A 21,408-nucleotide genomic window follows, 5' to 3' on the forward strand; every position below is an offset into this window, starting at 1 on the left:
ATGGAAATCTCCTTGAGGGGAACATGTCGGTCGGGCGGCGTTTCAGCGACGACGTGACCGGGTCGGATCGAGCATTCGCAACAGAACATCGTTGCGGTCGACCAGATGATGCTTGAGGGCCGCCAGGGCATGGCCCACGGCCAGGATGATCAGCGCCAGCGCACTGTACCAATGGATAGTTCCCGCCAGCGTGGCTTGGTTGGGCAGATCGCTGATGAGCGCTGGCGCCTCAAACCAGCCGAACACGTCGATACCTCGTCCGTCGGCGGTGGAAATCAGGTAGCCACTGACCAATACCACCAGCATCAGCACGTACAAACCAATGTGGCCGAGATGGGCCGCGATGCGCTCGAGGCGAGGACCGCGGGCGACCGGGACCGGCAACACCAGTCGCCAAACTACCCTTAACAGGGTGGCAACGAGTAACAGCACGCCGACGGAACGGTGCCACCAGGGCGCCAAGTTGTACCAGCCATCGTAGTAACCCAGATCCGTCATCCACCACCCCAAGGCGAACAGCCCGACAATCGCCAGGGCACTCAGCCAGTGCAGGGCGATACTGACGAGCCCCCAGCCGGAGCGAGTGTTACGCCACATGTCCTTCGCCTTTTCAGTGATGTGATATGTCGCTGGTGTTATAGGGCGTTCAGCATACCGTAGCGCAGCATGACCATCCGCTGAAAAAAGCCGAATGCATCATTCGGAAAAAACGATGCCGCCCGTCACAGCAATGGTGGCGGGCGGCAAGTAAAACACAGGCCGAGGTTCAACCCTCAGGCCAGGGCGTCCAGCCCGCGCGCCAGATCTCCGCGAATGTCGTCCATCGACTCCAGCCCCACCGAGACGCGAATCAGGTTCTCGCTGATGCCGGCAATGGCCTTCTGCTCATCCGAGAGCCTCCCATGGGTAGTGGTGCCCGGATGGGTGATCGTCGACTTGACGTCGCCCAGGTTGCCGGTGATGGAGAGCATTTGTGTCGCATCGATCACCGACCAGGCCGCCTCACGCCCTCCCTTGACCTCGAACCCCAGCACCGCGCCGAAGCCATTCTGCTGACGAGCGGCGAGAGAATGCTGCGGATGGTCTTCCAGCCCACTGAAGTGCACTCGCGTCACGGCGGGATGCTGATCGAGCCAGCGTGCCAGCGTCAGGGCGTTATCGCAGTGGGCGCGCATGCGCAGGTTCAGAGTCTCGAGCCCCTTGGTAAATATCCAGGCGTTGAAGGGGCTCATGCACGGTCCGCAGGTGCGCACCACCCCGAACAGCTCTTCGAGCTCCTTGTCGCGCCCCACGACCGCCCCGCCGATGGCGCGTCCTTGGCCGTCCAGGTACTTGGTCGCCGAGTGGATGACCAGGTCCGCCCCCAGCGTCAGCGGCGTCTGCAGGGCCGGGGTCAGAAAGCAGTTGTCGATCGCCAGCAGCGCATCGTATCGATGGGCGATCTCGGCCAAGGCCGCGATGTCGACGATCTCTGATAGGGGGTTGGAAGGTGTCTCGGCGAACAGCAGCTTGGTTGCCGGGGTGATCGCCGCCTCCCAAGCGTCGAGATTGGACAACTCCACGTAGCGCGTGGTGATGCCGAGCTTGCCCAGATACTTGTCGAAGAGGCTGACCGTGGAGCCGAACAGCGAGCGGGAGGCCACGATCTCATCACCAGCCTTTAGCAGCGCCAACGCAGTCGAAAGGATCGCCGACATGCCCGAGCTGGTCGCCACGCAGCGTTCGCCGCCTTCCATCGCCGCAAGGCGCTGTTCGAACGTGCGTACCGTGGGATTGGTGAAGCGGGAATAGATGTTACCGGGCTCCTCGCCGCCGAACTTGCGGGCCGCCTCGGCAGCACTGCCGTAAACGAAGCTCGAGGTGGGAAAGATCGGCTCACCGTGCTCCTGCTCATGGCTGCGCTGGTGACCGGCGCGAATCGCCAGCGTCTCCAGGTCCCAGTCAGCCTGCGGTGAATGCTCATCGTGCATGATCGTCCCCTCAGTCGTCGATTCCATCTTCCTGATTGTGCATTCCCACCAGGGCATGGTGACCGGCACTCTGCTCCTGCTTCGCTACGTCATTGCGTGAAGCCTCGAGGTCACTCAGGTAACGAGCGTCGATGTCGCCGGTGACATAGTTGCCGTCGAACACCGAGCAATCGAAAGATGTCAGCGCTGGATTGACATCGCGGCAGGCGGCCTTCAGGTCGTCGAGATTCTGATAGAAGATCCGATCGGCGCCGATCAGCTCACCCACCTCCGCTTCGCTGCGACCATGAGCGATCAACTCGTCGGCCGCCGGCATGTCGATACCGTAGACATTGGGGTAGCGCACCGGTGGGGCTGCCGAAGCGAAATAGACCTTACGAGCGCCGGCCTCGCGTGCCATCTGAATGATCTGCTTGCAGGTCGTGCCACGCACGATGGAATCGTCCACCAACAGCACGTTCTTGTCCTTGAACTCGATGTCGATGGCGTTGAGCTTCTGGCGCACCGATTTCTTGCGCTGGGTCTGCCCTGGCATGATGAAGGTCCGTCCGATATAGCGATTCTTCATGAAGCCTTCGCGGTAGGTCACACCCAGGTGTTGCGCGAGCTCAAGCGCCGAGGTGCGCGAGGTGTCGGGAATGGGAATGACCACGTCGATGTCGTGCTCGGGCCAGTCGCTTTGGATGCGATCCCCCAGCTTGCGGCCCATCTGCATGCGCGTGCCATAGACATAGGCACCATCGAGAATGGAATCCGGACGCGACAAGTAGACGTGCTCGAAGATGCAGGACGTCAGCTGCGGGTGATCGGCACACTGTTGGGTATGAATCTCGCCTGCCATATCGACGAAAATGGCCTCGCCCGGCCCGAGGTCCCGATGCAACTCGAAACCGCCAACGTCCAGCGCCACCGACTCGGAGGCGATCATCACATCCTGACCGTTGACATCGTCACGAGTACCGAACACCACGGGGCGAATACCGTGGGGATCACGAAAAGCCACCAGCCCGACGCCGTTGATCATCGCGACGGCAGCGTAACCCCCTCGACAGCGGCGATGTACCCGACGCACCGCGTCGAAGATGTCGCCGGGTGCAAGATGCGGTCCTTGCTTGCCCAATTCATGGGCGAAAACGTTGAGCAGCACCTCGGAATCGGAGCTGGTATTGATATGCCGCAGATCGGAGGAAAACAGCTCCTGCTTGAGCTGCTCGGAATTGGTCAGGTTGCCGTTGTGGGCCAGGCAGATCCCATAGGGGGAATTGACATAGAAGGGCTGAGACTCCGCTTCGCTGGAGGAGCCTGCCGTGGGGTAGCGCACATGGCCGATGCCCAAATTTCCCTTCAAGCGAGACATGTGACGAGTGTGAAAGACGTCCCGCACCAGGCCGTTGCTCTTGCGCAGCAGGAAGCGGCCTTCGTTCCAAGTCATCATGCCAGCGGCGTCCTGTCCGCGATGCTGAAGCACCGTCAGAGCATCATAGATGCCCTGGTTAACCGCCTGCTTGGCCATCAGGCCCACGATTCCGCACATGTTGCCTTTCCTCACTTGCCTTGATCGGTAAGCCGCCAAATGCGGCCCGCCCGGGATTTCTGTTTCAGGGCTGATCGGTGGTCCTGATCGTTTTCTCGATGGAGGCACGGGTCCCCTGCTCCTCGTAGGGCATCGAGATATCCGGCAATGATTCGGCTGTACCGGGTAGCTCGCCTTCCCAGGCTTCCAATTGGCTGACCGCCCAGTGGCGCAATTCTTCGAAGGTCGGTCGCAACTGCGCACCCTGCCAGGCATCCAACTGGGCCAGTGGCGTAAGGGAAATGAGAATGGTCACCAATACCAGGATGGCCGCCCCCTTGGCACCGCCGAAGGCGGCGCCCATCACGCGATTGAATAACCCCATCCCGACCCATTCCACGGCGGCGTGGACCAGGCGAATGACAATGCCGCAAAGCAGTACCACCGCAAAAATCACCAGCACGAACGCCAGCACCAGGCGACCATCAGGGTTATCGATCACGCCGGCCAACAGGTCCGCCACCGGCTCGGCGAGCAGGCGTGCGGCCAACAAGGCGATGATCCATGCGGCCAGGCCCAAGGCTTCGCGGATCAGGCCGCGCAGAAACCCGGTAAGGGTGGTGACGGTCAGCACCACAATAAATAGCCAGTCGAGCCAGGTCAGCAGCATATCAATCCCTAACGCGCACTAGCAGGCCCTGGAGGTTCGCCTGCTCCTTGAGCTCGCCCATGGCTTGCTCGCCGGCCTCCGATGACTCGAAGGGTCCGACATAGACAGTCGTCAGATCATTGTCACGAGGCCGACTGAAGGCGCTGAACCCCTGCTCGTTAAGCTGGGACTGCAGGCGCTCGGCATTGTCCGGCTGGCCGAAACTGCCCACCTGAACGGCCCAGCCTCCCGAGGCAGTGGCCGCCGTCGTGTTCGCCGCCTCGCTCTCATCGGCACCTGGCTCGTCCTGCGACAGCCGTTGGTCGGCGGCTCTTGCCAATTCGGCGATTGGATCGTTGGCTGGCGGATCGCTGTCAGGTGCCTCATCACTCGGCGGTGGTGTGATTGACGGCGAATCAGGCGCGGATGCCGCGGACTCGCCGCTAGTCACCGTCACACTCGCCTGCGTGGCGGCCTCTTCAACGACGAGCTCGGGCGTTTGCGACGCCGTCCCGCTGGGAAAGCGAATTTCGCCGAGGCTCGACGGAGGCTCGGGGTCGGGCACGTCCTGGCGTTCGACTTCCACCGGTTCCTCGATTGTCAACGCCGGCTCCGGGGGTTCGTCACGCGGGGCTGGCTCATCGAACAACATCGGCACGAAGATTACCCCCAGGGCAATCAGGATCACGGCACCGCTCAGGCGCTCGCGCATTCCATATTTCATGGTGCTCCCTCCGTGGCCGAATCATTAACGTCAGTGTGTTCCGAGGCGCGCCACCCAGCCAGCACGGCTGCCACGGTAAAGAAGGAACCGCATACCAGCACCCTGTCCTCGGGTGCCAGGCGAGTCGCCAACCAAGCGGCACCGGCAACAGGCGAATCGGCGCAGTGCCACACAGCGTCGCCTCGGGCTGTCACCCGGGCCGCCAGATCAGCGGCCGTGCGTGCCCTGTCACCCTCCAGACTTACCGACACCCAGGCATCCACGGCCGGCTGGAGGGCCTCGATGACCCCATCGGCGTCCTTGTCGACGAGCATTCCCAGCAGGGCGATCGTTCGGCCAGCGCTGGGTCGTGCCATCAGACGAGACGCCACATAGGCGGCAGCGTGAGGATTGTGTCCAACATCTAGACACCACTGCCCCCGCCACTGCATGCGGCCGGGCAAACGGACCGCCGCCAGCGCGCGACGACAATCCGCGGCGTTCAATTCAACACCCGCCAGCGCCAGCGCCTGCAGCGCCGTGGCAGCGTTGTCCAGCGGCAAGCCGGGATCGGGCAGATCGGGCACGGTGATGGAGCCAGCGACGCCAGAGTAGCCTTTGGGGTCTGACCCCATGGCTTCTGACGCCCTCATGGATGATCCATGTTGCGGGCCTCGATTATCGAGGGGGTCAGACCCCAAGGGCGCCACCTCGGCAACACTTCCAAAGAATCTCCAGCCGTCGCCCTCCCCTTCACGGGAGAAATCCTCGTCCAGGGCGTAGACCCGAGCGCCGAGCTCGGCGGCGACCTCCCGCACGCTCTCCGGCAGCGTCGTGCTGCCCAGCACCACCGGACGACCTGACCGCATGATGCCCGCCTTTTCGCGGCCAATACCCTCGATATCATTCCCCAGGTAGGCGGCGTGATCCTGCGCCACCGTGGTAACGACGGCGACATCGGGGTCAACGATGTTGACAGCATCGAGTCGTCCACCCAGCCCCACCTCGAGTATCGCCAGGTCGGGGCGTTGCCGTGCAATGGCCCAGAGCGCGCCCAGGGTGCCGACTTCAAAATAGCTCAGACTTATTGGCGGGCCGTCGATGCGCGCCCTTTCCACCGTGGCAAAGCCATCGATCAGCAGGCTATCAGAGGCCTCGGCGCCCGACAGCCGCAGACGCTCGTTGTAACGCAGGAGATGCGGCGAGGTGTACGCCGCCGTCGACCGGCCATGGGCCTGGGCCAGCGCGTCGAGCATGGCCACCGTGGATCCCTTGCCGTTGGTGCCAGCCACCGTGATGAGCCGCCCGGCCACGGGAGTGTCCAGCAGGCCCATGCGCCGGGCGACCCGGGCCACGCGTTCGAGCCCCAGGTCGATCCCCATTGGGTGAGCAACTTCCAGACGTTCCAGCCAGGCATCCAGTGCGGTTGACGAAGCCACGGTGTGCATTGAGATACCGATCAGCGCAAGCCGTCAGCGCGTCCGTCGCGATCATCTTCCTCGCGTTCGGCAGCAGGCAGGGCTTCTGGCTCGGGGTGTGTTCCTTCGACGCTAGCATCGTCCTGCTCGGCAACATCAACCAGATCGGGCTGCCATTCTGGTTCCTCCGGCGGCGCGCCATTGGCAGGATGATGCGTCAACTTGCGCAAAAGGCTGCCGAGACGCCTACGCATCTCGCGGCGATGCACGATCATGTCAACGGTGCCGTGCTCGAGCAGGAATTCGCTGCGCTGAAAACCCTCGGGAAGCTGCTCACGCACCGTCTGCTCGATGACTCGGGGACCCGCGAAACCGATCAGAGCGTTGGGTTCGGCCACGTTGATATCGCCGAGCATGGCAAGCGAGGCCGAGACACCGCCGAAGACCGGATCGGTGAGTACCGAAATATACGGAACACCCTGCTGCTTGAGCCTCTCGAGCGCCGCCGAGGTCTTCGCCATCTGCATCAGCGAGAAGAGCGCTTCCTGCATCCGCGCGCCACCGGAGGCGGAAAAACAGATCAGTGGAATTCGTTCTTGCAGGGCAAGAGTGGCAGCGCGTATGAATTTCTCGCCCACCACACTTCCCATCGAGCCGCCCATGAAGGTGAACTCAAAGGACACCACGACGACCGGCAGCCCATCGAGCGTACCCCTCATGGCGATCAGCGCATCCCTTTCCCCGGTCTCCTTCTGCGCCGCTGCCAGGCGGTCCTTGTATTTCTTGGAATCGCGAAACTTGAGTCGATCGATCGGTTCTACCTCGGTGGCCAGCTCCTCGCGGCCCTCCTTGTCGAGAAACCAGTCAAGCCGCTTGCGCGCCGTCAGCCGCAGATGATGGTCGCACTTGGGGCAGACGTTATGGTGTTTCTCGAGTTCGGGGAGATAGAGTACCGCCTCGCACTTGGGACACTTTCGCCAGAGACCATCCGGCACACTCGCCCGGCGATCATTGCGCTGAATGCGACCCATGGAGGGCACGATCTTGTCTAGCCAGCTCATGTCAGAAGAGGTTCCGTAACGTGGTTGGCGCCCGGGAGCACCGGGCGACGAAACAAATCAGGGGGTCAGGTCAAGACGGCCTTCAGCCGACGCTCAGTGCATCGATCGCCTGACGCATCTCGCCAAGCACGGCCTTGAGTTCTCCACTGATACGATCAGGTGTCTGGACATTTTCTGCAATACGATTGACCAGCGCGCTGCCGACGATTACGCCATCGGCTACCTTGGCGACTTCGGCCGCCGAGGCACCATCGCGAATACCGAATCCGACGCACAGCGGCAGATCGGACATTTCACGCAGCGGCGCCAGATGTTGTGCCACATCACCGGCATCGAGAATGGCAGACCCGGTGACGCCCTTGAGCGAGACGTAATACAGGTAGCCTTCGCCATGGTCACATATTGTAGCGGCCCGAGCGTTGGAAGTGGTAGGGGCCACGAGGAAGATCGAGGCAAGCCCTCGCGACTTCAACACGGGGCCGAACTCACTGGCCTCCTCCGGCGGCATATCGACGGTCAGCACACCATCCACCCCCGCTGCTGCTGCCTGCTCGGCGAAGGCCGCCAGCCCGATACGCTCGATGGGATTGAGATAGCCCATCAACACGATCGGCGTATGCGTGTCGAGCTGGCGAAACTCGCTTACCATGGCGAAGAGGTGCGAAAGGCGAACTCCGTGCGTCAATGCACGCTCGCAGGCCTTCTGGATCACCGGGCCATCGGCCATGGGATCTGAAAACGGGACACCCAACTCGATGATGTCGGCGCCCGCCTCCACCAGAGCATGCATGAAGCTAACGGTGTGCTCGGGGGCCGGGTCGCCGGCGGTGATGTAGGGAATCAACGCCTTGCGGCCCTGGGCCTTGAGGTCGGCGAAACGCTGGTCGATTCGATTCATCATGGTCCCTTAGATCTCGATACCGTCGAGCTTGGCGACGGTCAGGATGTCCTTGTCGCCCCGTCCGGAAAGATTGATGATGATGTTCTGTTCGGGGCGCATGGTCGGAGCCAGCACCTTGGCATAGGCCAGCGCATGGGCGGTTTCCAACGCCGGCATGATGCCCTCGACGTGGGTCAGTTCACGAAATGCTTCGAGCACATCGCTGTCGTTGGCGGCCACGTACTGGACCCTGCCGACGTCCTTCCATAGCGCGTGCTCAGGCCCGACGCCCGGATAATCCAGGCCAGCCGAGATCGAATGGGTAGTGGATACCTGTCCTCCCTCGTCGGACATCAGATAGGTGCGGTTGCCGTGGAGCACGCCACGCGGCGCATTGGACGCCAGCGGTGCCGCATGCCGACCCGTCTCGACCCCATCACCACCGGCCTCCACGCCGTACATGACGACATCGTCGTCTTCCACGAACGGGTAGAATAGCCCCATGGCATTCGAGCCACCGCCGACACAGGCGATCAGCGCATCCGGCAACTGGCCGAATTCCTCGAACGACTGACGGCGTGCTTCGCGCCCCGCCACTGCATTGAAGTCGCGCACCAGCATGGGGTAGGGGTGCGGCCCCGCCACGGTACCAATGATGTAGAAGGTGTCGTCGACGTTGGTGACCCAGTCGCGCAGCGCCTCGTTCATGGCATCCTTGAGCGTACGGGTCCCGGACTCGACAGGAATCACGTTGGCGCCCAGTAGACGCATCCGGTAGACATTGAGCTTCTGTCGCTGCACGTCCTCGGCGCCCATGTAGACTTCACACTTGAGTCCCAGGCGCGCCGCCACGGTGGCAGTCGCCACACCGTGCTGGCCGGCGCCGGTCTCGGCGATCACTCGCGGCTTGCCGCTCTTCTTGGCCAGCAACGCCTGGCCGATCGTGTTGTTGACCTTGTGGGCGCCGGTGTGATTGAGATCTTCACGCTTGAGCCAGATCTGTGCCCCGCCGAGTTGCCTTGACCATCGCTCGGCATGATAGAGGGGCGATGGCCGACCCACGAAGTGGGCCAGGTCATAATCGAATTCGGCCTGGAAATCCGGATCGTCGCGAAGACTCAGATACGTCTTGGTCAGATCGTCCAGGGCGAAGCTCAGGGTCTCCGAGACGAACCGACCACCATAGGCGCCGTAATGGCCAAGGGCGTCCGGTAGTCGGGTCAGGTCGCTGAACTTGCTCACGAAAGACACCTCACAGGGTCAAGGGCATTGAGGGAAATACGAAAACGGCGTAGTCATCGGTCGTTCAGGTTCGCGTGGTCTGCGCGTCGTACGGCGTCCATGAAGGCCAGCATCCGCTCTGGGTCCTTGATGCCAGCATCGGCTTCGACACCGCCGGAAACATCCACCGCAAAGGGCCGGACCGTGGTGACGGCGCCCGCTACATTGTCTGGCGTCAAGCCTCCGGCGAGAATAACAGGTTTTGCCAGACTTGCGGGGATTCGCGACCAGTCGAAGGTCTCGCCTGTGCCGCCCGGCACCCCGGGGCGATAGGCATCGAGCAACACGGCCCGGGCGCCGCCGTGCGCCTCGATAGCCGCGTGCAGGTCCAGGCCTTCTCGCATGCGCAGTGCCTTGATCCACGGGCGGGAAAAGGACGAACAGAACGCGGGTGGCTCATCGCCGTGAAACTGCAGCAGGTCCAGGGATTCGGCGCACCGTGCAACGAGGGCCGGCGACGGGTCGACAAAGAGCCCCACCCGTGTAACGAAGGCCGGTACGCGGGCACTCAGCTTGGCCAGTCGCGACTCGTCGATACCACGCTTGCTTCCCGGCCATAGCACGAAGCCCAGCGCATCGGCACCGGCCGCGACAGCGGCGTCGACATCCTGTTCCCGCGTCAGTCCGCAGTACTTGATGCGCGTACGCATCAACGGTAACCGGCGCTCACTCACTGCAGCCCTCCTCTACCGCTGGACCTGGCATCCGGAGCGTGGCTCCAGGCTTGCCACGGCGAAAGTCGATCATCGGACAGTCAGGCAGTTCTCGCTCACCGGTCCACTCGCCCAGAAAGGCGAGCAGGTTGGGACCGAGCGGCTCCCGTGGCAAGCCCCAGGCCTCATCATACAGCGAGTCTACGAAATGAAGGCCACATCCCGGCGCCGTGACATCGCCCAACTTACGATCCTGGTGCGCCAGCAGGCCGGTAAGGTAATCGGCTCCGCCACCACCGCGCCCGACAGTTACCAGTGCCCCGACGATATTACGCACCATGTGCTTAAGGAAGGCATTGCCCTGGACATCGATCACCACCAGCGGGCCATGTCGGTGGACCTCGATGAAATGCAGGTGGCGCCAAGGCGTGTTCGACTGACAGCCGGCGGCGCGGAAGCTAGAGAAATCATGCTCGCCGACCAGCGCCTGCGCGGCCAGGTGCATGGCGCCTTCATCCAGGGGGTCACGACACCAGGTAGTATTGGCACGCTCCAGCACCGGCCGGCTGGGCTGATTGAGAATGACATACCGGTAGCGCCGCGCCAGCGCCTTGAAACGGGAATGGAAGTCAGCCGGCACCGGTCTGACCCAACGCACGGCAATGTCGCGGGGCAGGTTGGCGTTGGCACCAAAGACCCAGCCCTTTTCCGACCGCAACACGGGAGGGTCGAAATGGATGATCTGGCGAGTTGCGTGGACCCCGGAGTCCGTTCGCCCACTGGCATGGACTGTGATCGCCTGGGCAGCCACTCGGGAAAGCGCTTTCTCGACTTCGGCCTGGACCGAGGCGGCGTGCTTGAGACGCTGCCAGCCACAGTAGGCGCTGCCGTCATACTCCACCCCCATGGCCAGACGTCCATGAAGGGGAAGATGTTCATCGAGTTGTCGAAATAGCGTCATGCGGCCTTCAGAGGTCGTGGCGAGTAAGCAGCGATTGCGCCTCCTCCCGCGTCGTCGCGTCGTCGGCGGCGGCCAGATCCGTCAACAGCGAGCGTGCCTGCCTGGCATCACCCGCCTGCAACAGTTCTCGAGCCTCGTCGAGTGCGTCAGAAGAAGAGTCATCAGCGGCAGGGGGTACATTATCCTGATCGAGAGACGGGAAGGCCACCTCCTCGACCTCCCAATCTTTCGAGAGGTCATTGCCGAAAAAGCTCTCGGTCGCTGAAGAGGCTGCCTCCGTCGGCTCGGGGGCGGGGGCTGGCGACTTGACGGAAGACGTAAATTCGATGCTGGGCTGCATCGGTGTCTCCTGCCGAGCCGCCGGTGCCGGGTCCAGTGTCGGCGGCTGGTAATCGATGATATCACTGTCCTGTTGGTCTTCCCGAGAAGGCAGCTCAGGCGTCACCGCAGACGGCTCGTTCGTGTCCGAGGCAACCTCGGCTGCTTCTGTCGCGTCTGTGGGTTGAGGCCATGACGTCGACGGCCTCACCATCTCGGTATCCTCCTGAGCCTCGTCAGCTTTCTTCTTGATATCTTCTCCTGTGTTGACAGGCGTCGCTTGAGCTTTGGTATCGGTGCTTCGGCCGTCTTCTTCGGCGAGTCGGTCGCTGTTGTCGGCAGTGAGCGTCGAGGATTCACCGAGCCTGTTCATCACTCTGGCGACTTCCGCCTGGATGGTCGGGTCTGTGCTTGCTTCCAAATGCTCGGCCTGGCGGATGGCGTCTTGCCGGTTACCCTGTTCTAGATTCACCATCAGCAGCTTGAGACGCAGGTCGTCCCGTTCCGGCTCCTTTTCGAGACTGGCATCCAGCAGCTCTCGCGCCTGGTCGAAACGCCCATAGGCGATGAAGATATCTGCCTCATTGATCGCTTCTGCCTGGGGCATGGACGCTCGCACCGGCGCCGTCTGATGCTCCTGACGACCGGTCGTACTGGGACTGACGACGCCGTCACCTTGCGGCCCGACAGCCTGAACACTATCGAAGGTATACGCCTCAGCCTGATCACCCCGACGCCGGTGACGCACTAACGCCCAGAGTGCCAACAGAGCCGCCAGTCCGGCGACTCCAAATATCAGCGAGCGATCCGTCTTCGCCTGGTGGAGGGCTCCCCACCAAGGCGCATCTGCTGCTTGGTCGGTATCGTCCATTGGGGACACGACGCCACCGACCCCAGGGCCAGTGTCGCCCTGTCCACCGGCGCTCAAGGCGGCCAGCATCGATCGCATGGTATCGATTTCGGCACGCATGTCGTCGAGCGATGCCTGAAGCGTGTCGCGTTCGTCACGCACGTTTTCCAGCGCATCCCGGCTTTTAGCCCATTGGCTCTCGAGACGCAGCAGGCGCGCGTCACGAGTCATTTCCCCGTCGCCGTAAAGCGCCTGCAACACGTCAGGCGAGATTTTCACCTGTCGGTCACCGGCAACGAGTCCTGTCTCGTCCGGCCCGGCCGCCCGATTTCGTCCATCCGCCCTTACGCCGCCACCGTCAGCTTCCGTGACGTTGGCGCTGACACGCGAGGCAGCCGCTTGCGCATCGGTCAACAGCGTCAGGCGGGCGCCCTGGGCATCCGACGCGGCGGGCTCTGTTGTCGACTCGGCCACACCGGAGGCGCCGGTATCACCGCTACCTACGGACGCCTCAGTCCTCGCTGGCGCATCGGCAATGGGCGACTCCTCCGAGGTAATGGCCGCTGCCACCTCACCCATTGCTTGAGGGTCACCCAGAGGCACGCTTACCGGTGTCCCGCTACCGCGGCTGGCCCAAGCCTGATTCATCGATTGCACGATACGCTGCGCGTCAGCGGTGGAGCGTGCTGCAATGGCATCGCGGGGCGGTACCACCAGTTCAAATCCGGCACGCATGGCATTGATATTGCCTGAGGGAAAGACGTCAGGGTTGGCTTCGACCAGCGCCACCATCATCTGCTCCATGCTGATGCCACTGTCGGGGCGCAGACGATCAGCAACCGACCAGAGGGTGTCGCCACTGCTGACACGAGTCGACGACGAGGACACCTCTTCCGTCGAAGTGCGCGGCGCTGAACGGGGTGACGATTCGGTATCACGGCGCGCTGAGGGAGAACCCGCAAATCGCCCCGCATTCGCGCCACCTACCAGTGCCGGCATGCTGTCGTAGCCCGGCGGATCCAACAGGAGCGTGACCTCGCGCAGTTGCTGACCGCCGGGCCATTCGAAGCGCAGCAACAAGTCCAGCCAGGGCTCGCGAATAGCTCTCTCACTGGTCATGTCGAGTATCAGCCTGTCCCCACGCTCCGAGACAGTCAGACGAACGCTCGCCGCCAGCGGGGTTCGATCCAGACCGGCGGCCGCGTAGGCCCGAGCGTCGGCAATCGACGCCTTGATCCGGCTGGGCTCAAGGCCCGCCACATCGGTCAGAGGAATACTGGCTCGAAGCGGGGCATTGAGGGTCGAACGCACCTCGACGTCTCCCACCCCCAAGGCCATCGCCAAGTGGCTGGTCGCGGATAGCGAAATCAGCATCGCGAGAGTCAGCTTGCGTTTCATCGATTTCCCTTGCGTTCATCGGCAGCATCGACCGTCGATTACATCACGGCAGCCACCTGTCACTATTTTATTAGCCTTTATAATATCTTTGCATCGTATCGCATTAGACCTAATGACTGTCTGCATTGTCGCCGCACCTCATGTTTTTAACGTACCTCATTACCAGGGGGCGAGGCGAATCTGAATGTATCCATAAAAAAACGGGGCGACTCCCGATGGGAGCGCCCCGTTAACCCCATAATCAACTTTACTGTTCGCGCAGGATCTTCAGCATCCGCTTGAGCGGCTCGGCAGCTCCCCACAGCAGCTGGTCACCGACGCTAAAGGCCGAGAGGTACTCGCCACCCATGGCCAGCTTGCGCAGGCGCCCCACCGGCACGGTCAGGGTGCCGGTGGCAGCCGCCGGCGTGAGCCCATCAATGCTGGCATCCTTGTCGTTGGCAACCACCTTGACCCAGTCATTGTGACGGGCCAGGCGATCCTCGATCTCGTCGATCGGGACGTTCCTCTTGAGCTTGATGGTGAAGGCCTGGCTGTGGGAGCGCATGGCGCCGATGCGCACGCAAAGGCCATCGATGGGGATCGGATTGTCTTGAAGTCCCAATATCTTGTTGGTCTCGACCGAAGCCTTCCACTCCTCCTTGCTCTGGCCGCTCTCCATAGGCTTGTCGATCCAGGGCAGCAGGCTACCGGCCAGGGGGGCACCGAAGTTATCGGTGGGAAAATTGCCACTGCGCATGGCCGCCGTGACCTTGTGATCGATATCCAGGATGGCGCTGGCGGGGTCGGCCAGCTCTGTCGCCACACTATCGCGCAGGCTACCCATCTGGTTAAGCAGTTCGCGCATGTGCTTGGCGCCTGAGCCGGAAGCGGCCTGATAGGTCATGGAGGTCATCCACTCGATCAGGTCCGCCTCGAACAAGCCGCCGAGGCCCATCAGCATCAAGCTGACGGTGCAGTTGCCGCCGACGAAGGTCCGGGCACCCTTCGCCAGTTGGGCATCGATGACGTGACGATTGACCGGGTCGAGGACGATGGTCGCCTCGTCTGCCATGCGCAGGGTGCTGGCGGCATCGATCCAGTACCCCTTCCAGCCGCTCTGACGCAGGTCGCCATAAACCTTCTCGGTGTAATCGCCGCCTTGGCAGGTGATCACGACATCCAGCGCCTTGAGCGACTCGATGTCGAAGGCGTCCTTCAGCGAAGGCACGTCGACGCCGACGTCGGGACCGGCCTGGCCTACCTGGGAAGTGGTGAAGAAGATCGGCTCGATCCCCTTGAAATCGTCATCGTCGAGCATGCGCTGCATGAGCACTGAGCCCACCATGCCCCGCCAACCGATAAAACCGACTTTCAACATGTGAAGTCCTCCCGCAATCGAATGTGAGACGTATTATACATGAGCCGCCCCCACCTGGCAGGCGGGGGCGGCTCATGGCATGCGCCAGGTTCACGTCAGAGCGCTTCGAAGGCAGCGAGCACAGCGTCGCCCATCTCGGACGTCGAGACCATCCGCTTGCCGGCCGAGGCGATATCGGCCGTACGCAGGCCGTCGTCAAGTACCTTGCCGACGGCGGCCTCGATGCGCCCGGCCAGCGCAGCCTCGCCTAGCGAGTAGCGCAGCATCATCGCCACGGAGAGAATAGTGGCCAACGGGTTGGCGATGTTCTGTCCGGCGATATCCGGTGCGCTGCCATGGCAGGGCTCATACATGCCCTGGCCGCTCTCGTTCAGCGAGGCCGAGGGCAGCATGCCGATCGAGCCGGTGAGCATGGCCGCCGCATCCGAGAGGATGTCACCAAACATGTTACCGGTGACCACCACGTCGAATTGCTTGGGCGCCCGCACCAGTTGCATGGCAGCGTTGTCGACGTACATGTGGGAGAGTTCGACATCCGGATACTCGGGTGCCAGCCGCTCCATCACCTCGCGCCAGAGGATGGTGACCTCGAGCACGTTAGCCTTGTCGACGCTACAAAGCTTCTTGCCTCGCTTCTGGGCCATCTCGAAGGCCACGCGGCCGATACGCTCTATCTCGCTCTCCGAGTAAACGTAGGTGTTGAAGCCGACCCGCTGACCTTCGCGCTCCTCGATTCCGCGCGGTTGCCCAAAATAGATACCGCCCGTCAGCTCGCGGACGATCATGATGTCGAGCCCCGAAACAATCTCGGGCTTGAGGCTCGAGGCATCGGCCAGCTGAGAATAGAGGATCGCCGGGCGCAGGTTGGCAAACAGCCCCAGGTTCTTGCGCAGTCCCAGTAGCCCTTTTTCCGGACGCCTGGCGAGATCCTCGATGGCATCCCACTGAGGCCCCCCCACGGCGCCGAGCAGGATGGCATCCGCCCCCCTGGCCTTGTCGAGCGTGGCGGCGGGCAGTGGCTCACCGAAGGCGTCGTAAGCGGCGCCACCGACCGGCGCCTCCTCGACCTCGATATCCAGGCCGCGCGCCCGGCAGGCCGCCAGCACCCGGCTCGCCTGGGCGGTAATTTCCGGGCCGATGCCATCACCGGGCAATACCAGAATCTTGCGTGTCATCTTTGCATCCTTGTGGTCTTGAGCCCTCAGGCGCTGTCGCGGAACAGCCAGGGACGCGCCGCGCGATGCTTATCCTGGAACGTACGAATGGCCGCTTCATCCTTGAGGGTAATACCGATGTCATCCAGTCCCTCGAGCAGGCACTGCTTGCGGAAGGCATCCACCTCAAATTCGATGATCTCCCCCGATGGAGTGGTCACGCGCTGGTTTTTCAGGTCCACATCGAGCCGATAGCCTTCGCTTGCCGCCGCCTCGTCAAAAAGGCGATCAACCGTCTCCTCGGCGAGCGGAATCAACAGGAGGCCGTTCTTGAAGGCATTGTTGTAGAAGATATCGGCAAAGCTTGGGGCAATCACGGCGCGGAAACCGAAATCCTCCAGCGCCCAGGGGGCATGTTCCCGCGAGCTTCCGCAGCCGAAGTTACGCCTCGTCAGCAAGACGCTGGCGCCCTGGTAGCGCGGCTGATTGAGCACAAAGTCCGGATTGAGCGGCCGCTGGCTGACATCCTGCCCTGGCTCGCCTTCATCCAGGTAGCGCAGTTCGTCGAACAGGTTGACGCCAAAGCCGGTGCGTTTGATCGACTTCAGAAACTGCTTGGGAATGATAAGATCGGTATCGACATTGGCCCGGTCGAGCGGGGCCACTAGCCCTTCATGGCGTTCAAATTTCTTCATGGTTCACGCCTCCTGCAAATGAGTAGGGTCATTGGCGGCACCATCGCCTCCCAACCCGCGAACGTCGACGAAATGCCCGGCGATCGCCGCCGCGGCCGCCATAGCGGGGCTAACCAGGTGAGTCCGACCCCCATAGCCCTGCCGGCCTTCGAAATTACGATTCGAGGTAGACGCACAATGCTCGCCCGCTCCGAGCTTGTCGGCATTCATGGCCAGGCACATTGAGCAGCCGGGCTCACGCCATTCGAAGCCGGCATCGAGAAAGATCTTGTCCAGTCCTTCCGCCTCCGCCTGGCGCTTCACCAGGCCGGAGCCCGGCACGACCATGGCAAGCATGATCGAATCGGCTACCTTCTTGCCCTTGGCCACCTTGGCGGCCTCACGCAGATCCTCGATGCGCGAGTTGGTGCACGAACCGATGAACACCTTGTCGAGGCGAATGTCGGTGATCTTCTGCTTCGGGGCCAGCCCCATGTACTCGAGGGCACGCGAATATCCGCGCTGCACGGTCTCATCGGCAGAATCAGCCGGGTCCGGCACTTCGCCGGAAATACCGGTCACCATCTCCGGGCTGGTCCCCCAGCTGACCTGAGGCTCGATCTCGGCCGCATCGAGGGTCACGACCTTATCGAACTCGGCATCGTCATCCGAGACCAGATCCTTCCAGTCTGCCACCGCGGCTTCCCACTGCTCGGCGGTGGGCGCGTAATGGCGGTCACGCAGATAGTCGATGGTGGTGTCATCCACGGCGATCAGCCCGACCCGTGCGCCGGCCTCGATGGCCATGTTACAGACCGTCATGCGGCCTTCCATGGACAGGTCGCGGATGGCGCTGCCGGCGAACTCGATGGCACAGCCGGTCCCCCCTGCTGTGCCGATACGACCAATGATCGCCAGCACGATGTCCTTGGACGTGACGCCAGTCCCGAGCTCGCCTTCCACCCTGACCTGCATGTTCTTCATCTTCTGCGCCAGCAGGCACTGGGTTGCCAGGACGTGCTCGACTTCCGAGGTGCCGATGCCGTGGGCCAGCGCGCCGAAGGCACCGTGGGTGGCTGTATGGGAATCGCCACACACCACGGTCATTCCCGGCAGCGTGGCGCCCTGCTCGGGACCCACCACGTGAACGATGCCTTGGCGAGGGTCGTTGATCTTGTACTCTTCGATGCCGAACTCGACGCAGTTGTCATCGAGGGTCTGTACCTGGATCAGCGATGTCGGGTCCTTGATGCCGGCGTTGCCCTCGGCACGTTCCTTAAGGGTCGTCGGCACGTTATGGTCCGGGGTCGCCAGGTTAGCGTCGAGCCGCCACGGCTTGCGGCCCGCCAACCGCAGACCTTCGAATGCCTGGGGTGAGGTCACCTCATGCAACAATTGACGGTCGATATAGATCAAGGCGGTACCATCGTCGCGCTCCTTGACCAAGTGCTGCGACCACAGCTTGTCGTAGAGTGTCTGGCCTGCCATATCATTCTCCCGGGCTCTTGGCCCTCATTTGTCCGGTCTCACAAGTAGTGTCCTGCGACTCGTTCATAAAATCAATTCATGTTATTTATGGAAGCGATTCCTTAAAGGAATTCGAAAGCAGGCCAAGGAAAACAACACCACGGCAAACCACTGCCATGGAAAAGTAACGCCACGGAGTCGTAATGGATACCCAAAGCCTGCAGGCCTTCCTCAGCGTGGCCGATACGGGCAGCTTTTCACGCGCCGCCGAACAGCTTCACCTGACCCAGCCGGCAGTCAGCAAGCGAATCGCGACGCTTGAGGGCATGATTGATGCCCGGCTGTTCGACCGCATCGGGCGCCGGGTCACGCTCACCGAGGCGGGCCGCATGCTGTTGCCTCGGGCCCGCCAGATCCTGGTGATGGTCGACGACAGCCGACGGGCGCTCGGCAACCTCAGCGGCGGCGTGGCGGGCAGCCTGACCCTGGCCACCAGCCACCATATTGGCCTGCACCGCTTGCCACCGCTGCTCAGGACCTACACCCGCGAGCACCCCGAGGTTCGCCTGGACCTGCATTTCCTGGATTCGGAGCAGGCGTATCAAGGGGTTCTCGATGGTGAGCTGGAAATCGCCGTGGTGACACTGGCGCCGACACCCGACCCACAGCTCGATGTCGTTCCCGTGTGGATCGACCGCCTCTGCTTTGTCTGCGCGCACGATCACCCGCTTGCCGCAAGCGAGCGACCCAGTCTCCATGACCTGTGCGAGTTCGATGCGGTATTGCCGGGCAAGCTGACCTTCACCCGGGGCCTGATCGAATCGCGGTTTGCCGCCGCCGGCCTGGAACTGCCGGTCGCGCTCTCCACCAATTATCTGGAAACCCTCAAGATGATGACCGCCATTGGCCTCGGCTGGAGCCTGTTGCCCGAAGGGCTGGTGGCCGGTGAACTTCACGAGCTGGCCGTCGATCATCCCCCCATCCATCGGCCGCTGGGGTATCTCGTCCACCGCAGCAGAACACTCTCCAATGCGGCCAGCGCCATGCTCGAACGCCTCGAGAGTGCCCGCGAATTGCAGGCCAGGGAGTGGCGCCAGTCTCCCGGGATTGGTTAGGCTGCTTTGTTTCAGGAGAACGCTTCGTGCCTGCCACTACCGCCACTCTCTCCGCACGACAGGCTGTTGCAGGTGGCCTGCTGTTCATAGGTCTCCTGTTGCAGATCAGCGGGTTTACCGATATCGCTGTCCCTTCGCCATTGGTGAGCGTCACGCTATGGCTGTCGGTGATATTGCTATGGCAGGACATCCCCCGTCGCACCCGTTGGCAGGCGGGCTGTCTGTCGGGCATCGGCGTGGGATTGTTGTTAGTGGCTCGATTCCACTACGGCGCAGACATCCGCTGGTCAACCATGCTCGATGGCAACACCTTTGTCGTGACCATGCTGATCGGGGTCAGTTTCGTCGGCTTGATCGGTAACCGTAGCAGCAGCGCGCGCCCGCTGGGTCGGCCCATCATGGGGGCACGCGGCATCGCCAGCACCTGGCTCGGCGTTCATCTGCTGGGCACGATTCTCAACCTGTCGACCGTCTTCATGATCGGGGACCGCCTGGCCCGACAAGGTCCCTTGAGCATGCCGCAATACCTGGCCCTCAATCGCGGGCTCTCCAGTGCCGCGCTGTGGTCGCCCTTCTTCGCCTCCATGGGCGTGGTGATTACCTTAGTGCCCGGCATGAAATTTCCGGTGGTGCTGGCCTTCGGGATGCCCTTGGCGCTTTGTGCGGGCCTGCTGACCTTACTGGAACTCACGCATCGGTTCGATCTCGATGAAACGGCGGGGTTTTCCTTGTCACCGCATAGTTTATTGATGCCAGTCAGCATGGCCAGCCTGGTCATGCTGTTTCATTACGGCCTGACACCCGAGCTGACCATCGTCAGCATCATCACTTTTCTACTCCCCCTGGCGGCACTGGCCAGCAACTTGCCGCGTGGCCCACGTTGGACGTTAAGGCGGATTCGTCAACACACCATGGTTCGGCTACCGGGCATGCGCGGCGAGGTATCCCTGTTTCTTTGTGCAGGCTTGCTGACGGAAGGCTTGGCCTCGTTCATTGCCGCCGCCACGGGGAGCGATTGGCAATTATTTGCGCGTTTTGGCGCATTGGAGGGCGTGTTGAGCTTTCTTGCCATCGTGGCCAGCGCCGTGATGGGACTGCACCCGATCATCGGTGTCTCGGTTCTAGCCTCGATGCTCGAACTCGATGGCAGCGGGCAAACGCTGTTCGCCTGCGTAGCGCTGGCTTCATGGGCGGTGGGGACCAGTGTGGGGCCGCTCTCGGGCATTAACCTGTCGTTGCAAGGCCGCTACGGCGTCAGCGGCGCCCAACTGATGAAGCACAATATGCTCTACGCCTCGGCAATGAGCGTGCTGACGGTGGTGGCCATCTCCGCTCTTGCGGCCTGGTTGTGAGTCCCGGTCGAGCCTTCCATCGTGAAGGGGTGAAGTTCAGCTCAATCCAACGAGGCGCGATGGAAGTAGCGATGCCCGCATTGGTGGCACGGCTCGATGCGCGTCACGCTCTCCAGCTCAACGATGGCCTCGCAATGCACACACGCCATACGACCCGGCACCGCCATTTCGCCTTCGCAATAGTCGGCGCGTGCCGCCTCCAGATCCTCCTCGAACTGCTCGCGCTGAATGCTGCTGCGATCGGCAATGGATAACAGCGACTCGACGACCTTGCGTGACAGCGCCGAGAGGTCGATACCCAACCAGGCTGCCACCCCCTCACCGCCAGCGCTGAGATAGCGGCGCATGTCCTTGAGGTCGCGCTCCACCCAGGCACGCAGTAGCGCGAGCTCGTCCTTGGTGAACTCCTCGAGTTCGGCCTCGAACTCAACCGCCTCGTCCAGTTCCTGCTGCAGGTTCTCCCAGGTAAGATCCTGGGCGCCTTCACGTAACCTCCCGAGCATGCGCGTATAGCTCTCGCGCAAGCGGTGCTCGTGTTGTGAATCCTGCTGTTCTCTCATGGTCTTCTCCTTCCGGTCGCGGTGCGCGGGAGATGCCGGCCGTAGCCGGACCCTGCCGTGCTGGGGTATCC

The 21,408-nt window shown here is 62.4% G+C and carries 19 protein-coding genes; 2 read left to right on the top strand and 17 right to left on the bottom strand.

Translation table 11 applies throughout. The annotated features are described in order from the left end of the window. Window positions 1–42: 42 nt before the first annotated feature. The 16 genes from KG088_RS11290 to leuC all read right to left on the bottom strand — a co-directional run bounded on the left by KG088_RS11290 (window position 43) and on the right by leuC (window position 18,331). Window positions 43–597, bottom strand: a complete 555-nt coding sequence (locus KG088_RS11290; protein ID WP_213825629.1) for a cytochrome b — start codon at window positions 595–597, stop codon at window positions 43–45. A 176-nt stretch (window positions 598–773) separates the two neighbouring features. Beyond that, on the bottom strand, window positions 774–1,970 hold the full coding sequence (locus tag KG088_RS11295) for an O-succinylhomoserine sulfhydrylase (protein ID WP_213825630.1): 1,197 nt from the start codon (window positions 1,968–1,970) through the stop codon (window positions 774–776). A gap of 10 nt (window positions 1,971–1,980) precedes the next feature. Continuing rightward, window positions 1,981–3,504, bottom strand: a complete 1,524-nt coding sequence (gene purF / locus KG088_RS11300; protein WP_213825631.1) for an amidophosphoribosyltransferase — start codon at window positions 3,502–3,504, stop codon at window positions 1,981–1,983. 64 nt (window positions 3,505–3,568) lie between these two features. Then, window positions 3,569–4,153 carry a CvpA family protein gene (locus KG088_RS11305; RefSeq protein ID WP_213825632.1) on the bottom strand — a complete coding sequence of 195 codons (585 nt, stop codon included), beginning with the start codon at window positions 4,151–4,153 and terminating at the stop codon, window positions 3,569–3,571. A 1-nt stretch (window position 4,154) separates the two neighbouring features. Beyond that, window positions 4,155–4,856 carry an SPOR domain-containing protein gene (locus tag KG088_RS11310; RefSeq protein WP_213825633.1) on the bottom strand — a complete coding sequence of 234 codons (702 nt, stop codon included), beginning with the start codon at window positions 4,854–4,856 and terminating at the stop codon, window positions 4,155–4,157. Next, window positions 4,853–6,283: a bifunctional tetrahydrofolate synthase/dihydrofolate synthase gene (gene folC, locus KG088_RS11315; protein ID WP_213825634.1), complete on the bottom strand. Its 1,431-nt coding sequence runs from the start codon at window positions 6,281–6,283 to the stop codon at window positions 4,853–4,855. The genes KG088_RS11310 and folC overlap by 4 nt, the downstream gene beginning before the upstream one ends. A gap of 11 nt (window positions 6,284–6,294) precedes the next feature. Next, window positions 6,295–7,314, bottom strand: coding sequence for an acetyl-CoA carboxylase, carboxyltransferase subunit beta (accD, locus tag KG088_RS11320; RefSeq protein WP_213825635.1), 1,020 nt, complete (start codon window positions 7,312–7,314; stop codon window positions 6,295–6,297). 82 nt (window positions 7,315–7,396) lie between these two features. Beyond that, window positions 7,397–8,212 carry a tryptophan synthase subunit alpha gene (gene trpA, locus KG088_RS11325; RefSeq protein ID WP_213825675.1) on the bottom strand — a complete coding sequence of 272 codons (816 nt, stop codon included), beginning with the start codon at window positions 8,210–8,212 and terminating at the stop codon, window positions 7,397–7,399. A 9-nt stretch (window positions 8,213–8,221) separates the two neighbouring features. Beyond that, window positions 8,222–9,436, bottom strand: coding sequence for a tryptophan synthase subunit beta (gene trpB, locus KG088_RS11330; RefSeq protein WP_213825636.1), 1,215 nt, complete (start codon window positions 9,434–9,436; stop codon window positions 8,222–8,224). 53 nt (window positions 9,437–9,489) lie between these two features. Continuing rightward, complete coding sequence (locus KG088_RS11335) at window positions 9,490–10,125, bottom strand: phosphoribosylanthranilate isomerase (protein WP_213825676.1); 636 nt, start codon at window positions 10,123–10,125, stop codon at window positions 9,490–9,492. Window positions 10,126–10,141: 16 nt separating this feature from the next. Further along, the gene (gene truA, locus KG088_RS11340; RefSeq protein ID WP_213825637.1) at window positions 10,142–11,089 is read right to left on the bottom strand and encodes a tRNA pseudouridine(38-40) synthase TruA; all 948 of its coding nucleotides are present in this window, start codon (window positions 11,087–11,089) and stop codon (window positions 10,142–10,144) included. Window positions 11,090–11,096: 7 nt separating this feature from the next. Further along, the gene (locus KG088_RS11345) at window positions 11,097–13,655 is read right to left on the bottom strand and encodes a FimV/HubP family polar landmark protein (RefSeq protein WP_213825638.1); all 2,559 of its coding nucleotides are present in this window, start codon (window positions 13,653–13,655) and stop codon (window positions 11,097–11,099) included. A 247-nt stretch (window positions 13,656–13,902) separates the two neighbouring features. After that, window positions 13,903–15,015: an aspartate-semialdehyde dehydrogenase gene (asd, locus tag KG088_RS11350; protein WP_213825639.1), complete on the bottom strand. Its 1,113-nt coding sequence runs from the start codon at window positions 15,013–15,015 to the stop codon at window positions 13,903–13,905. A 95-nt stretch (window positions 15,016–15,110) separates the two neighbouring features. Then, window positions 15,111–16,190 (bottom strand): 3-isopropylmalate dehydrogenase, encoded by a 1,080-nt coding sequence (gene leuB, locus KG088_RS11355; RefSeq protein ID WP_213825640.1) that lies wholly within the window; start codon window positions 16,188–16,190, stop codon window positions 15,111–15,113. 26 nt (window positions 16,191–16,216) lie between these two features. Further along, window positions 16,217–16,864 (bottom strand): 3-isopropylmalate dehydratase small subunit, encoded by a 648-nt coding sequence (gene leuD / locus KG088_RS11360; protein WP_213825641.1) that lies wholly within the window; start codon window positions 16,862–16,864, stop codon window positions 16,217–16,219. A gap of 3 nt (window positions 16,865–16,867) precedes the next feature. Then, on the bottom strand, window positions 16,868–18,331 hold the full coding sequence (leuC, locus tag KG088_RS11365) for a 3-isopropylmalate dehydratase large subunit (RefSeq protein WP_213825642.1): 1,464 nt from the start codon (window positions 18,329–18,331) through the stop codon (window positions 16,868–16,870). A gap of 182 nt (window positions 18,332–18,513) precedes the next feature. Here leuC and KG088_RS11370 point away from each other — a divergent pair, with 182 nt between their 5' ends. Next, window positions 18,514–19,425 carry a LysR family transcriptional regulator gene (locus KG088_RS11370; RefSeq protein ID WP_213825643.1) on the top strand — a complete coding sequence of 304 codons (912 nt, stop codon included), beginning with the start codon at window positions 18,514–18,516 and terminating at the stop codon, window positions 19,423–19,425. A gap of 26 nt (window positions 19,426–19,451) precedes the next feature. Beyond that, on the top strand, window positions 19,452–20,777 hold the full coding sequence (locus KG088_RS11375; protein WP_213825644.1) for a hypothetical protein: 1,326 nt from the start codon (window positions 19,452–19,454) through the stop codon (window positions 20,775–20,777). Window positions 20,778–20,818: 41 nt separating this feature from the next. Here the strand turns inward: KG088_RS11375 and KG088_RS11380 are convergent, their stop codons facing one another. Continuing rightward, window positions 20,819–21,337, bottom strand: a complete 519-nt coding sequence (locus tag KG088_RS11380) for a zinc ribbon-containing protein (RefSeq protein WP_213825645.1) — start codon at window positions 21,335–21,337, stop codon at window positions 20,819–20,821. Window positions 21,338–21,408 lie beyond the last annotated feature (71 nt).

Origin of the sequence: Halomonas jincaotanensis, assembly GCF_018448785.1 — a bacterium.
GTDB classification, from domain to species: Bacteria; Pseudomonadota; Gammaproteobacteria; order Pseudomonadales; family Halomonadaceae; genus Halomonas; species Halomonas jincaotanensis.

Excerpts from the sequence above, each read along its gene's own strand:
- asd (WP_213825639.1), bottom strand. The coding sequence starts at position 15,015 with ATGTTGAAAGTCGGTTTTATCGGTTGGCGGGGCATGGTGGGCTCAGTG.
- folC (WP_213825634.1), bottom strand. The coding sequence starts at position 6,283 with ATGCACACCGTGGCTTCGTCAACCGCACTGGATGCCTGGCTGGAACGT.
- purF (WP_213825631.1), bottom strand. The coding sequence starts at position 3,504 with ATGTGCGGAATCGTGGGCCTGATGGCCAAGCAGGCGGTTAACCAGGGC.
- leuC (WP_213825642.1), bottom strand. The coding sequence starts at position 18,331 with ATGGCAGGCCAGACACTCTACGACAAGCTGTGGTCGCAGCACTTGGTC.
- KG088_RS11370 (WP_213825643.1), top strand. The coding sequence starts at position 18,514 with ATGGATACCCAAAGCCTGCAGGCCTTCCTCAGCGTGGCCGATACGGGC.
- KG088_RS11380 (WP_213825645.1), bottom strand. The coding sequence starts at position 21,337 with ATGAGAGAACAGCAGGATTCACAACACGAGCACCGCTTGCGCGAGAGC.
- trpA (WP_213825675.1), bottom strand. The coding sequence starts at position 8,212 with ATGAATCGAATCGACCAGCGTTTCGCCGACCTCAAGGCCCAGGGCCGC.
- accD (WP_213825635.1), bottom strand. The coding sequence starts at position 7,314 with ATGAGCTGGCTAGACAAGATCGTGCCCTCCATGGGTCGCATTCAGCGC.
- KG088_RS11305 (WP_213825632.1), bottom strand. The coding sequence starts at position 4,153 with ATGCTGCTGACCTGGCTCGACTGGCTATTTATTGTGGTGCTGACCGTC.
- leuD (WP_213825641.1), bottom strand. The coding sequence starts at position 16,864 with ATGAAGAAATTTGAACGCCATGAAGGGCTAGTGGCCCCGCTCGACCGG.
- KG088_RS11345 (WP_213825638.1), bottom strand. The coding sequence starts at position 13,655 with ATGAAACGCAAGCTGACTCTCGCGATGCTGATTTCGCTATCCGCGACC.
- KG088_RS11295 (WP_213825630.1), bottom strand. The coding sequence starts at position 1,970 with ATGCACGATGAGCATTCACCGCAGGCTGACTGGGACCTGGAGACGCTG.
- truA (WP_213825637.1), bottom strand. The coding sequence starts at position 11,089 with ATGACGCTATTTCGACAACTCGATGAACATCTTCCCCTTCATGGACGT.
- KG088_RS11290 (WP_213825629.1), bottom strand. The coding sequence starts at position 597 with ATGTGGCGTAACACTCGCTCCGGCTGGGGGCTCGTCAGTATCGCCCTG.
- KG088_RS11310 (WP_213825633.1), bottom strand. The coding sequence starts at position 4,856 with ATGAAATATGGAATGCGCGAGCGCCTGAGCGGTGCCGTGATCCTGATT.
- leuB (WP_213825640.1), bottom strand. The coding sequence starts at position 16,190 with ATGACACGCAAGATTCTGGTATTGCCCGGTGATGGCATCGGCCCGGAA.
- KG088_RS11335 (WP_213825676.1), bottom strand. The coding sequence starts at position 10,125 with ATGCGTACGCGCATCAAGTACTGCGGACTGACGCGGGAACAGGATGTC.